The organism is Stenotrophomonas genospecies 3, assembly GCF_054473855.1.
The window spans coordinates 72,910-85,597 of the sequence record NZ_JBTMUR010000015.1 but is presented as its reverse complement, the minus strand read 5'-3'; the positions used below and the strand labels follow the sequence as shown (position 1 = coordinate 85,597).

General features: G+C 67.6%; 12 protein-coding genes. 8 read left to right on the top strand and 4 right to left on the bottom strand.

Translation table 11 applies throughout. The features are described 5' to 3' along the window. The first annotated feature begins 2 nt into the window (after positions 1-2). The 5 genes from ACX9OT_RS18550 to ACX9OT_RS18530 all read left to right on the top strand — a co-directional run bounded on the left by ACX9OT_RS18550 (position 3) and on the right by ACX9OT_RS18530 (position 6,005). Entirely contained in the window at positions 3-1,481 is a 1,479-nt protein-coding gene (locus tag ACX9OT_RS18550) for a leucyl aminopeptidase (RefSeq protein WP_423163241.1), read from the top strand. 82 nt (positions 1,482-1,563) lie between these two features. After that, entirely contained in the window at positions 1,564-1,989 is a 426-nt protein-coding gene (locus ACX9OT_RS18545) for a DNA polymerase III subunit chi (protein WP_049400292.1), read from the top strand. A 19-nt stretch (positions 1,990-2,008) separates the two neighbouring features. Then, positions 2,009-2,200 (top strand): YqaE/Pmp3 family membrane protein, encoded by a 192-nt coding sequence (locus ACX9OT_RS18540; RefSeq protein WP_012510005.1) that lies wholly within the window; start codon positions 2,009-2,011, stop codon positions 2,198-2,200. Positions 2,201-2,233: 33 nt separating this feature from the next. Then, complete coding sequence (locus ACX9OT_RS18535; RefSeq protein ID WP_423163242.1) at positions 2,234-5,062, top strand: valine--tRNA ligase; 2,829 nt, start codon at positions 2,234-2,236, stop codon at positions 5,060-5,062. A 121-nt stretch (positions 5,063-5,183) separates the two neighbouring features. Then, on the top strand, positions 5,184-6,005 hold the full coding sequence (locus ACX9OT_RS18530; RefSeq protein WP_423163244.1) for an EamA family transporter: 822 nt from the start codon (positions 5,184-5,186) through the stop codon (positions 6,003-6,005). 142 nt (positions 6,006-6,147) lie between these two features. Here ACX9OT_RS18530 and rimI read toward each other — a convergent pair whose 3' ends face one another. From rimI to pssA, 3 genes are read right to left on the bottom strand one after another with little or no spacing between them, the layout of a single operon-like run. After that, on the bottom strand, positions 6,148-6,645 hold the full coding sequence (gene rimI, locus ACX9OT_RS18525) for a ribosomal protein S18-alanine N-acetyltransferase (protein ID WP_032128003.1): 498 nt from the start codon (positions 6,643-6,645) through the stop codon (positions 6,148-6,150). Further along, positions 6,642-7,151 carry a hypothetical protein gene (locus tag ACX9OT_RS18520; RefSeq protein ID WP_423163245.1) on the bottom strand — a complete coding sequence of 170 codons (510 nt, stop codon included), beginning with the start codon at positions 7,149-7,151 and terminating at the stop codon, positions 6,642-6,644. Before ACX9OT_RS18520 ends, rimI begins: the two co-directional genes overlap by 4 nt. Beyond that, positions 7,148-7,924, bottom strand: a complete 777-nt coding sequence (gene pssA, locus ACX9OT_RS18515; protein ID WP_019660986.1) for a CDP-diacylglycerol--serine O-phosphatidyltransferase — start codon at positions 7,922-7,924, stop codon at positions 7,148-7,150. Before pssA ends, ACX9OT_RS18520 begins: the two co-directional genes overlap by 4 nt. An 80-nt stretch (positions 7,925-8,004) precedes the next feature. Here pssA and ACX9OT_RS18510 point away from each other — a divergent pair, with 80 nt between their 5' ends. From ACX9OT_RS18510 to ACX9OT_RS18500, 3 genes are all read left to right on the top strand, one after another. Continuing rightward, on the top strand, positions 8,005-8,379 hold the full coding sequence (locus tag ACX9OT_RS18510) for a DUF4124 domain-containing protein (protein ID WP_100437948.1): 375 nt from the start codon (positions 8,005-8,007) through the stop codon (positions 8,377-8,379). Between the two features lie 560 nt (positions 8,380-8,939). Continuing rightward, a complete protein-coding gene (locus ACX9OT_RS18505) occupies positions 8,940-10,643 on the top strand; it encodes a proline--tRNA ligase (protein ID WP_032128001.1) in 1,704 nt (567 codons plus the stop codon). 223 nt (positions 10,644-10,866) lie between these two features. Then, entirely contained in the window at positions 10,867-11,250 is a 384-nt protein-coding gene (locus ACX9OT_RS18500) for an H-NS histone family protein (RefSeq protein ID WP_049398421.1), read from the top strand. Positions 11,251-11,365: 115 nt separating this feature from the next. Here the strand turns inward: ACX9OT_RS18500 and ACX9OT_RS18495 are convergent, their stop codons facing one another. Beyond that, positions 11,366-12,625, bottom strand: a complete 1,260-nt coding sequence (locus ACX9OT_RS18495) for a threonine/serine exporter family protein (RefSeq protein ID WP_049398420.1) — start codon at positions 12,623-12,625, stop codon at positions 11,366-11,368. Positions 12,626-12,688: the final 63 nt, after the last annotated feature.

Sequence of the window (12,688 nt, the reverse complement as noted above, 5' to 3'; positions counted from 1 at the left end):
CAATGGCCCTCGAATTCACCCTGAACCACGTTGCTCCGGCCGCCGCCACCGTCGATTGCCTGGTGGTTGGCGCGTATGCCGACCATACCCTGACCCCGGCCGCACAGGCCCTGGACGCCGCCAGCGGTGGCCGCCTGGCCGCCCTGGCCCAGCGCGGCGACCTGTCCGGCAAGACCGGCGCCACCACCCTGCTGCATGACCTGCCGGGCGTGACCGCCCCGCGCGTGCTGGTGGTCGGCCTGGGCGAAGCCGCCCGCTTCGGCGTGCCGCAGTACCTGAAGGCCGTCGGCGACGCCGTGCGCGCGCTGAAGGCCGGTGCTGCCCGCAGCGCACTGTTCACCCTGTCCGAAGTGGCGGTGAAGGACCGCGACGCGGCCTGGGCGATCCGCCAGGCGGTGATCGCCGCCGATCATGCCGCGTACCGCTACACCGCCACCCTGGGCAAGAAGAAGGCCGACGACGCCGGCCTGGCCCAGCTGGCCATCGCCGGTGACGACGCGCAGGCCCTGGCCCAGGGCCAGGCCATCGCCGCCGGTGTCGAGTTCGCCCGCGAACTGGGCAACCTGCCGCCGAACTACTGCACCCCGGCCCATCTGGCCGAGGTCGGCGTGAAGTTCGCCGGCGAGCACGACGGTGCCGAAGCCGAGATCCTCGACGAGCACCAGATGGAAGCACTGGGCATGGGCTCGCTGCTGGCCGTGGCCCGTGGTTCGGCCAACCGCCCGCGCCTGGTCGTGCTGAAGTGGAACAATGGCGGCGACGCCAAGCCGTACGTGCTGGTCGGCAAGGGCATCACCTTCGATACCGGTGGCGTCAACCTGAAGACCCAGGGCGGCATCGAAGAGATGAAGTACGACATGTGCGGTGGCGCCAACGTCATCGGCACCTTCGTCGCTGCGGTCAAGGCCAAGCTGCCGCTGAACCTGGTGGTGGTGGTGCCGGCGGTGGAAAACGCCATCGACGGCAACGCCTACCGCCCGTCCGACGTGATCACCTCGATGTCGGGCAAGACCATCGAAGTGGGCAACACCGACGCCGAAGGCCGCCTGATCCTGTGCGACGCGCTGACCTACGCGCAGCGCTTCGAGCCGGCCGCGCTGGTCGACGTCGCCACCCTGACCGGCGCCTGCATGGTCGCCCTGGGCCACCAGACCGCCGGCCTGATGAGCAAGCACGACGACCTGGCCAACGAGCTGCTGGCCGCCGGCGAGCAGGTGTTCGACCGCGCCTGGCGCCTGCCGCTGTGGGACGAGTACCAGCCGATGCTGGATTCGACCTTCGCCGACGTCTACAACATCGGCGGCCGCTGGGCCGGTGCGATCACCGCCGGCTGTTTCCTGTCGCGCTTCGCCGAAGGCCAGCGCTGGGCCCACCTGGACATCGCCGGCGTGGCCAGCGATGAAGGTAAGCGTGGCATGGCCACCGGCCGCCCGGTCGGCCTGCTGAGCCAGTGGCTGCTGGACCAGGTCGCCCGCGCCTGATGCCGTACCCGACCCTGGCCGGCGCCCGCCGGCCAGGGCCTCGCCCGGCACTGCCGGGCCCCTGCCTGACCCGGACCCTGCCATGCCCCGCGCCGACTTCTACCTGATCGCCAAGCCCCGCTTCCTGACCGAGCCGTTGCGCCTGGTCTGCGAGCTGGCGCGCAAGGCCAACGACGCCGGGTTGTTCACCCTGGTGCTGGCCCGCGACCAGGCCCAGGCCGAGGAGCTGGACGAACTGCTGTGGGCGTTCGACAACGATGCCTACATCCCGCACCAGATCGCCGGCGAGGACATGGACGAGGAAGAAGCCCTGGTGCTGATCGCCGTGCCTGGCACCGAGGCACCGGCGCGCCCGCTGGTGATCAACCTGCGTGATGAGCCCTGGCTGGGCGAGTGCGAGCGCGTGCTGGAAGTGGTTCCGGCCGACCCGGAAGCGCGCGAACCGCTGCGCGAACGCTGGCGCCAGTACAAGGCCGCCGGTTACGACCTGAACAAGCACGACATGTAAGTCCAGCGAGGACCCCTTGATGCGCCTGTTGATCGCCCTGATTCTTCCCTGGCTGTCCTTCTTCACCATCGGCCGGCCGTTTGCCGGCATTGTCTGCCTGATCCTGCAGATCACCCTGATCGGCTGGCTGCCCGCCGCCATCTGGGCCGCCTACGCGGTCAGCCAGTACCACACCGACCAGAAGATCCGGCGCGCCCTCGGGCCGCGCTGATCTCCCTTCCGCCTTGATTACCGGTTCCCCCGCATGACCCAACTCGCCTCCAGTTACGACCCGAAGTCCTTCGAGACCGACCTCTACGAGGCCTGGGAGAAGGCCGGCCACTTCAAGCCGTCCGGCACGGGCGAGCCGTACACCATCCTGCTGCCGCCGCCGAACGTGACCGGCACCCTGCACATGGGCCACGCCTTCCAGCAGACCCTGATGGACGCGCTGGTGCGCTACCACCGCATGCGCGGCTACGACACGCTGTGGCAGGTCGGCACCGACCACGCCGGCATCGCCACCGAAATGGTGGTCAGCCGCAACCTGGCGCTGGAAGGCAAGGGCGAGACCCGCGATTCGCTGGGCCGCGAAGGTTTCATCGGCAAGGTCTGGGAGTGGAAGCAGCAGTCCGGCGACACCATCGAACGCCAGATGCGCCGCCTCGGCACCTCCGCCGACTGGTCGCGCAGCACCTTCACCATGGACCCGCAGCCGTCGGCGGCGGTCAACGAGGCCTTCGTGCGCTGGTACGAGCAGGGCCTGATCTATCGCGGCCAGCGCCTGGTCAACTGGGACCCGGTGCTGAAGACCGCCATTTCCGACCTGGAAGTGGAAAGCGCCGAGGAAGACGGCTTCCTGTGGTCGATCGCCTACACGCTGGATGAGGGCCTGAGCTACGAGCACGTCGAGCGCGATGCCGACGGCGTGGAAACCCTGCGCGAAACCCGCGACTACCTGGTCGTCGCCACCACCCGCCCGGAAACCCTGCTGGGCGATACCGCGGTGATGGTGCACCCGGAAGACGCGCGTTATGCGCACCTGATCGGCAAGAGCGTGGTGCTGCCGCTGACCGGCCGCCGCGTCCCGGTGATCGCCGACGACTACGTGGACCGTGCCTTCGGCACCGGCGTGGTCAAGGTCACCCCGGCGCACGATTTCAACGACTATGAAGTGGGCGTGCGCCACAGCCTGCCGATGATCAACCTGTTCACCCCGGTGGCGGCGCTGAACGAGAACGCGCCGGAGCGTTTCCAGGGTCTGGACCGCTACGCCGCGCGCAAGGCCGTGCTGGCCGAGCTGGAAGACCTGGGCATCCTGGTCGAGACCAAGGCGCACAAGCTGCAGGTGCCGCGCGGCGACCGTACCGGCCAGGTGATCGAGCCATACCTGACCGACCAGTGGTTCGTGAAGATGGACGACCTGGCCAAGCGTGGCCTGGAGCTGGTCGAAGACGGCAGCATTTCCTTCGTGCCGCCGAACTGGATCAACACCTACCGCCACTGGATGAACAACATCCAGGACTGGTGCATCAGCCGCCAGCTGTGGTGGGGCCACCGCATTCCGGCGTGGTTCGACGAAGCCACTGGCAGCTGCTACGTCGGTCGCAGCGAAGAGGAAGTGCGGGCGAAGCACAACCTGGGCAGCGACGTGGTGCTGAACCAGGAAAGCGACGTGCTGGAGACCTGGTTCTCCTCGCAGCTGTGGCCGTTCTCCACCCTGGGCTGGCCGAACGAACAGGCCATGGCCGAGCGCGGCTTCGACCGCTACCTGCCGTCGTCGGTGCTGATCACTGGCTTCGACATCATCTTCTTCTGGGTGGCACGCATGATCATGGCCACCGACAACCTGGTCGGGAAGATCCCGTTCAAGGACGTCTACTTCACCGGCCTGATCCGCGACGGCCAGGGCCAGAAGATGTCCAAGAGCAAGGGCAACGTGCTCGATCCGCTGGACATCATCGACGGCATCACCATCGACGACCTGGTCGCCAAGCGCACCGGCGGCCTGATGCAGCCGAAGATGGTGGAGAAGATCGAGAAGGCCACCCGCAAGGAATTCCCGGACGGCATTGCTGCCCACGGTGCCGATGCGCTGCGCTTCACCATCGCCGCGCTGGCTACCCACGGCCGCGACATCAAGTTCGACATGAACCGCGCCGAGGGCTACAAGAACTTCTGCAACAAGCTGTGGAACGCCAGCCGCTTCACCCTGATGAACACCGAGGGTGCAGCGTTCACCGGCGTGCCGACGCCGCGCACCGATGCCGAGCGCTGGATCCTGGCGCGCCTGGCGGCGGTGTCCACCGAGGCGCAGGGCCACTACGCCAACTACCGCTTCGACCTGCTGGCGCAGTGCCTGTACGAGTTCGCCTGGAACGAGTTCTGCGACTGGTTCCTGGAGCTGAGCAAGCCGGCACTGAATGGTGCCGATGCCGCCGACGCCGAAAGCACCCGCCACACCCTGCTGTACGTGCTGGAAGCGCTGCTGCGCCTGCTGCACCCGCTGACCCCGTTCATCACCGAACAGCTGTGGCAGCAGCTGGCGCCGCGCCTGGGCCTGGCCGAAACCACGCTGTCGCTGCGCCCGTACCCGACCGCCGCCGAGTTCGAAGGCGATTTCGCCCAGGCCGAGGCCGACGTGGAATGGCTGAAGGCCGTGATCAGTGCCGTGCGCCGCGTGCGCAGTGAGCTGAACGTCGCGCCGTCCAAGCTGGTGCCGCTGCGCCTGCAGGCCGGTCTGGAGCAGGACCGCGTGCGCATCGAACGTTTCAGCGCCTCGCTGTCGTTCCTGCTGAAGCTGGACAGCATCCAGTGGCTGGCCGAAGGCGAAAGCGCACCGCCGGCCGCCGCGGCGATCGTCGGTGAGCTGAAGCTGCTGGTGCCGCTGGAAGGCCTGGTCGATCTCGATGCCGAGCGCGCGCGCCTGGACAAGGAGATCAAGCGCGTGGAAGGCGAGCAGGAGAAGAGCGAGACCAAGCTGGCCAAGTTCACCGACAAGGTGCCGCCGGCCGTGGTCGAGCAGGAGCGCGTGCGCCTGATCGACTGGAACACCCAGCTGGCCGGCCTGCGCGAGCAGCGCGCGAAGCTGTAAGTGCAGGGAAACGCCGGGTACTGCCCGGCGTTTCCTTTTGTAGAGTCGAGCCGTGCTCGACTCATGACAGCGGTCGAGCATGGCTCGACTCTACATTTCCCGCGCATGGCATCATCGGCGGATGCCGCTTTCCATCTTCCTGCTGGTTCTCGCCGCTGCAGCCCTGCACGCCAGCTGGAACGCGATCGTCAAGCGCGGGCCGGACAAGTTCCTCGGCACCGTACTGGTGACCGGCAGTGCCGCGCTGCTGTCGGCTGCCGCCCTGCCCTTCCTGCCATTTCCCGCCGCGCACAGCTGGCCGTGGCTGGGCGCGTCAGTGCTGCTGCAGGTGACCTACTACGGCCTGGTCGCACGCTGTTACCAGCAGGTCGACATGAGCCTGGCCTACCCGCTGATGCGTGGCAGCGCGCCGATCCTGGTCGCGTTGCCGGGCACCCTGCTGGGCGAGCAGCTGCCACCGGCAGCGTGGCTGGGCGTCGTACTGGTCAGCACCGGCATCCTGTGCATGGCATTGGGTGCACGTGGCGGCCAGCTGCGCCTGCCGCTGCTGACCGCGGCGATGATCGCCACCTACACCCTGGTCGATGCGCAGGGCGCGCGTCAGTCCGGCAGCGCACTCAGCTATACGTTGTGGCTGTTCCTGCTGTCGGGCATTCCACTGCCACTGTGGGCGCTGTACACGCGCCGCGGCGCGGTGTTGGACTATGCGCGACAGCACTGGCCGCTGGGGCTGGCCGGTGGCGTCGGCACCACCGCCTCGTATGCGATGGCGTTGTGGGCCATGACCCAGGCGCCGGTGGCGATGGTCTCGGCGTTGCGCGAATCGTCGATCCTGTTCGCGTTGCTGATCTCGGTGTTCCTGCTGCGCGAACGGATTCCGCGCGCGCGCTGGCTGGCGGCGGCGTTGATCGTCGGCGGTGTGTTGGCACTGCGGCTGGCGTGAGGAAAGCGTGCCAACCAAGGCTGGCACCTACCGGACAAGCCATTGCACGCCTTGGTAGCAGCCGACCTTGGTCGGCGCATTCCTGCCACCCCCGGTTGCCGGCTACCGGTAGTGCCGGCCGCTGGCCGGCAAACCTGCTCCGCTACAGCGGCGGCATCGCCTGCAGGTCGCCGTCGACCAGTTCGATCGCCATCACCACCGCGTCTTCGCGGCCCTGTGCGGCCGGGTAGTAACGCGGGCGGCGACCGATCTCGTTGAAGCCTTCGCTGTGGTACAAGGCCAGCGCGGGTGTGTTGGACGGACGCACTTCCAGGAACACACGCTGCGCACCCCGGTCGCCGGCCAGCTGTACCAGCGCGCGCAGCAACTGACGTCCGAGCCCACGCGACTGCGTCAGTGGATCGATGCAGACGTTCAGCACATGGGCCTCGTCGGCCGCGATGCTGAGCACGCCATAGCCGATCAGCTGGCCATCACGCTCCATGGCCAGGCCCGGATAGCCCGCACGCAGGCAGTCGACGAAGATGCCGCGGGTCCAGGGAAACGGATAGCCGCGTACTTCAATCGCCATCACCGCGTTGAGGTCGCTCTCGCGCAGCGCGCGCAGGCTGACCGGACCGGGCTGGCTGACCGCACTCATGGCGCGCCCCGCTTGCGCAGGGCGCGCAGCTGCGGCCACAGCGCGCGCTTGGCGGCCGGGTCCTGACGCAGCTGGTCCAGCGGCCAGCTGTCCATCAGCGCCTGCGTGGCCGGATCATTGGGATTGCAGCCGGACGCGCGCAGCAAGGCGATCTGCAGGCGATCCGGCAGGCGCACCACCGGCTGCCGGGCATTGCCGCCAGGCAGCGGCCGGGCAGCCGCGGGCGCGGTGTCCGGTGCGCTGACCGGGGTCTCGCGACGCGCTGGCGCCGGGCGTTCCTGGCGGGAAACCGGGGCGGCCGCAGCCAGAGGTTCGCGCGCGGGTGCGGTTGACGCCCGCGCCTGCTCCGCCGCTGGTGTGGCAGCCGCCTCGGCTTCGGCCACGCTCAGCTGCAGCGCGGCATCCAGCTCGGCGGCCAGCTGGCCGTCGTGATAGACGGTGTAGCCCATGGCCTGCAGCCAGGCCTGCTGGGCCGGTGACCACAGCACGGGCAGGTCCTCGCTCACGCGGCCTCGGGCTTCTTGCGCAGGCGCTGCACGGCCCACATCACCGGGCCCGACAAGGCGTACAGGATGCCCACCGCGAACAGCACGCGCGGCAGGTCGATGACCGCAATGGCGATCGCCACTGGCACCAGGGCCAGTACCAGGAACGGCACGCGGTCGGAGCGGGTGCCCTTGGCGCCGCCGCCCTTGAAGCTCCAGAAGCGGATGCGGCTGACCATCAGCAGCGCCGCGATGATCGTCACCGCCAGCGCCACGTAGCGCAGCTGGTTGCCGTCCCAGCCCAGGTTGCCATCGGCGAACGCCCAGACGAAGGACATCATCAGGCCGGCTGCGGCCGGGCTGGCAAGGCCGACGAACCAGCGCTTGTCGACCACCGCTACCTGGGTATTGAAGCGGGCCAGGCGCAGCGCCGCGCAGGCGGCATACAGGAACGCCACGGCCCAGCCGACGCGACCCAGCAGCGGGTCGTCGAACTTCAGCCACGACAGCGACCAGTGGTACATCACCAGCGCCGGGGCCATGCCGAAGCTGACCAAGTCGGCCAGCGAGTCGTACTGCACGCCGAATTCGCTGCTGGTGCCGGTCAGGCGCGCCACGCGCCCATCCAGGCCATCCATCACCGCCGCCACGAACACGGCGATGCTGGCGTTGACGAAGTCCCCGTTGGCCGCGGCGATGATCGCGTAGAAGCCGGCAAACAGGCCGGCGGTGGTGAACAGGTTGGGCAGCAGGTAAATCGTGCGCGAACGCGGCGGCGGTGTGATCGGGTCCATGGAATCCAGTTTAATCGACTTGCCAGTGCTCGGCGCCAATGCTGCAATCGGCGTTCTACGCCCATTCCGTGGAGTTTGCCATGCGTGCCCTGTCCTGCCTTGGATGCCTGCTGCTGTTGGCCAGTGCCAACGCCGTGGCCGGCCCGGTCTATAAATGGAAGGACGCCAATGGCGTGACCCAGTATTCGGAGACCCCGCCGGCGGGCAGGAAGTTCGAGACCCGGGCGCAGGCGCGCAGTCCCCAGGCGGCGGCCAGCGCCGAGACCCCGGCCGCGCCGGTGCCCGAGCAGTGCAGCACCGCCCGCGCCAACCTGGCCCTGCTGGACGGCGGCGGCCAGGTGATGCAGGACACCGATGGTGATGGCAAGGCCGATACCCCGTTGGCTCCGGAGCAGCGCAGCGCGCAGAAGGGATTGGCTGAAGCCGCCATCAAGGCCTACTGCCCGGCGGAGTGAGGGTTATCGGCAGGGCTTGCAGCCCTGCACCCGCAGAGGCAATGGCAAGGGCAACGTCAAAAGCGGGCATTCCGTGGAATGGCGGGGCGGTGTCGGATTGCGGGGACGCCGCAAGTACGTCCATGTAGGCTTGGCAGCCGCATCCATGCGGCTGACACCCCGCAACCCGACACCGCCCCACCCCCGACAGATTCCCGGTGGTCAGTAGATCCACGCCATGCGTGGATGAATCTCCATGGAAATCGAATAGTTCGAGAATTGTTCGAACAGCAGCCGAGCATGGCTCGGCCCTACAAAAGGGCGACAGATCGCGGAAAACTGTCGAAAGCGGGGTGGGTCCGGTTGCGGGGGCATGAGCGCCATGGATGGCGCGACCGAGCCACAGGGACGTATTTACGGCGTCCCCCGCAACCGGACCCACCCCGCCATCCCACGGGAAGCCCGCTGTTGCAGTTGCAGTTGACGTTGCTTGAGGCGGGTGCAGGGCGCAGCCCTGCCGATACCCCTCCCCCCGGCCGGGCTGGCAGAATAGGCGTCTCTGCCGTTATCCGAAGCCGACGATGCGCCTCTCCCAGTTTCACCTGCACACCACCAAGGAAACCCCCAGCGACGCCGAGCTGACCAGCCACCGGCTGATGCTGCGCGCGGGCATGATCCGCAAGCTGGCATCGGGCCTGTACACCTGGTCGCCGCTGGGCCTGCGCGTGCTGCGCAAGGTCGAGCGCATCGTGCGCGAGGAAATGGACCGCGCCGGTGCCGTGGAATTCCAGATCCCGACCATCCAGCCGAAGGAACTGTGGGAGCAGACCGGGCGCTGGCAGAAGTTCGGCCCGCAGCTGCTGAAGATCAAGGACCGCAAGGACCAGGTGTTCTGCTACAGCCCGACCGCCGAAGAAGCCGCCTGCGACTTCGCGCGCAGCGAGCTGTCCAGCTACAAGCAGCTGCCGGTCAACTTCTACCAGGTGCAGACCAAGTTCCGCGACGAGATCCGTCCGCGCTTCGGCGTGATGCGTTCGCGCGAGTTCCTGATGAAGGACGCCTATTCGTTCCACCTGCACGATGAGTGCCTGGTACGCGAGTACGAGAACATGAAGTCGGCCTACAGCCGCATCTTCACCCGACTCGGCCTGGATTTCCGCATGGTGCAGGCCGACTCCGGCGCGATCGGCGGTGATGCCTCGCAGGAATTCCACGTCATCGCCGATTCCGGCGAAGACGCGCTGGTGTTCTCCACCGGTTCGGACTACGCGGCCAACATGGAAGCGGCGATCGCTGCCGATCCGGCACCGCGTGCGGCCGCCAGCGAAGCCATGCGCAAGGTCGATACCCCCACCCAGAAGACCTGCGAGGATGTCGCGGCGCTGCTCGGCATCGACCTGCAGCGCACGGTGAAATCGGTGGCGCTGATCGCCGGCGAAGGCAAGGCACAGCAGTTCGTGCTGCTGCTGGTACGCGGCGACCATGAGGTCAACGAGATCAAGCTGGCCAAGGTTGCCGGCCTGGACGAACAGCGCTTCGCCAGTGAGGCGGAAATCGCCGAGCACCTGGGCAGCGTGCCGGGCTTCCTCGGCCCGGTCGCCCCGGCCAAGGCCATCCGCGTGGTGGCCGATCGCGAAGTGGCGGCGATGTCCGACTTCGTCGTCGGCGCCAACGAAGCCGGTTTCCACCTGGCTGGCGTCAACTGGGGCCGCGACCTGCCGGAACCGGAAGTGGCCGACATCCGCAACGTGCGTGCCGGTGACCGCGCGCTGGACGGTGGTGAACTGAAGATCGCCCGTGGCATCGAAGTCGGCCACGTGTTCCAGCTCGGCCGTAAGTACGCCGAAGCGCTGGATGCCACCGTTCTGGACGAGAACGGCAAGGCCGCGGTGATGGCGATGGGCTGCTATGGCATCGGCATCTCGCGCGTGGTGGCTGCCGCGATCGAACAGAACCATGACGATGCCGGCATCATCTGGCCGGACGCGATGGCGCCGTGGCAGGTGGTGGTATGCGTGATCAATCCGAAGGGCGACGCCGCCGTGGCCGACGCCGCGGCCAACCTGCTGCAGGAGCTGCGCGATGCGGGCCTGGACGCGGCACTCGACGACCGTGGCCTGCGCCCGGGCGCGATGTTCGCCGACATGGAACTGATCGGCATCCCGCACCGCGTGGTGGTCAGCGAACGTGGCCTGGCCGCCGGCACCTACGAGTACCGTTCGCGCCGCGCCAGCGAAGCGGAAAGCCTGGACAAGGCCACCCTGCTGCAGCGCCTGCAGGGTTGATCAGGAAAAGACCGGGGCATGCCCCGGTCTTTTTTTTGCCTGACGCCCATTTGAGCAATATTGCAGCGGACATAATCCGGTCAAAATCGACGCAATGCAGCCGGGATGCTGCCAGGCCATGACCGCTCTGCATTTGTGCTGGGATTAATTCATCTTTATTCTGTCCCGCGACGCCAGGGACTGGCTCGTCCCGTCCACTTATTAGTTTCCGGAGTAACCGTAAATGAGCATTGACCTGACCGGCCTGTCGGCACGCGAGCTGGGCGCCCTGATCCGCACCGCCAAGAAACAGCAGACCATCGTCGCCAAGCGCCGGCCGATCACCAAGGTCCGGGCACAGCTGACCAAGCTGGCCAAGACCGAGGGTTACACCATCGAGGAACTGTTTGGCGACGCCCCGGCCCCCCGCGCGCGCAAGGTGGCCAAGGCCGCCAAGGCACCGTCGAAGACCGCTGGCCGCAAGCTGGGCAAGGTTGCGCCGAAGTACCGCAACCCGGCCAATCCGAAGGAAACCTGGACCGGCCGTGGCAAGCAGCCGCGCTGGATGGCCGAGCTGACCGCCAAGGGCAACAAGAAGCCGGAAGATTTCCTGATCAAGAAGGCCTGAGGCCGGATCGGGATGCAATGAAAAACGCCGGCGAAAGCCGGCGTTTTTCATTCCCCGGAAAGGAAAGGTGTGTGGACCAACGGTCCACACCCACAGGAAGCAGCCCAGAGGGCGATTACAGGGTTTTGCGGGCCGGCATCAGCAGGTTGCCGAACAGCAGGCCAGCGACCAGCGCCATCACCACGTTGAGCACGGTGAGGAACACGCTCTGGCCGGCACCCACGTCCTGCTGCTGGACCAGGGTCAGCACGCCGCGCAGGCTGGTGCTGCCGGGCACCATCATGATGATGCCGGGCAGGCGGATGATTGCGCCCGGGCGGCCGACGAGGCGGCCGAACAGATTGCCACCGGCGGTCAGCAGCATCGCCGACAGGAAGATGCCAGCCGGCGCGCCCCAGGCGTGGCCACCGAACTTGGAGATGGCATAACCAGCCACCGAGGCGGCGATCACCCACGGATAATCGCGGCGGTTGGCCTTGAACAGCATCGCGAAGGCAAACGCTGCGGTCAGCAGTGAGCCCCACTCCACCCACGGCCCCTGCGGCCGCGTGGCGCGGATCACCGGATCGAGCCCGAGCACGTCGGCCAGGGTCACCGCGATCATCGCGCCGACGCTGAGCTTCATGATGGTGGTCAGCGCGCCGGCAAAGCGCGCGGTACCCGACACCCAGTGCTGGCTGGCCAACTCATTGACCGCATTGGTCAGCGACATGCCGGGCAGCAGCACCACCAGCGAGGCGATGATCACCGTGTTGAGGTTGAGCGCGCCGATGAAGGACGCCACCAGGGTGGCGACCAGGCCGGCCAGCAGCGCCGCCAACGCCTCGGCGGCTTCGCGGGTGGCCGGGCGACGGTCGGTGACCATGCCGAGCAGGCCGATCATCAGGCCGATGACACCGGCGGTGGCAATGTCCAGCCACGGCAGCTTCCACATGCCGGCCACACCGGCCGCGCCGAGGGTGAACGAAAGGATGGTGCGCAGCTTGCCGCGCCGGCCCGGATCCTTGTCCAGCTGGCGCAGCGCGGTGTGGCCCTGGGCGATGCTCATCCGCCCGTTGGCCACTTCCTCGGCGATATGATCGGCCACGCTGAGCTTGTGCAGGTCGTTCTCGCCGGGGGCCAGGCGGATCACGCGGGTGATGTCACTGGAGCCGATCGCCTGCGCAGGGTCGCTGAAGCTGAGGATGATACCGGTGGGATTCGACCACGGTTCACAATCCAGATCGAGCTGGCGGGCCAGTGCCACCACTGCCGTTTCCAGGCGCTGGGCCGTTGTGCCGTAGCTGTGCAGGCGTCCGGCGATCTCGGAAACGAAGGCCACGCGCTGCGCGTAGGTGGCCTGGGGCGTGGGGATCGTGTGAGCGTCTGCGGACATGCGCCGTAGTATTACCTAGGCTGGGCCTTACCGGAGAAATTCATCCGAGTTCGACGCGATGCC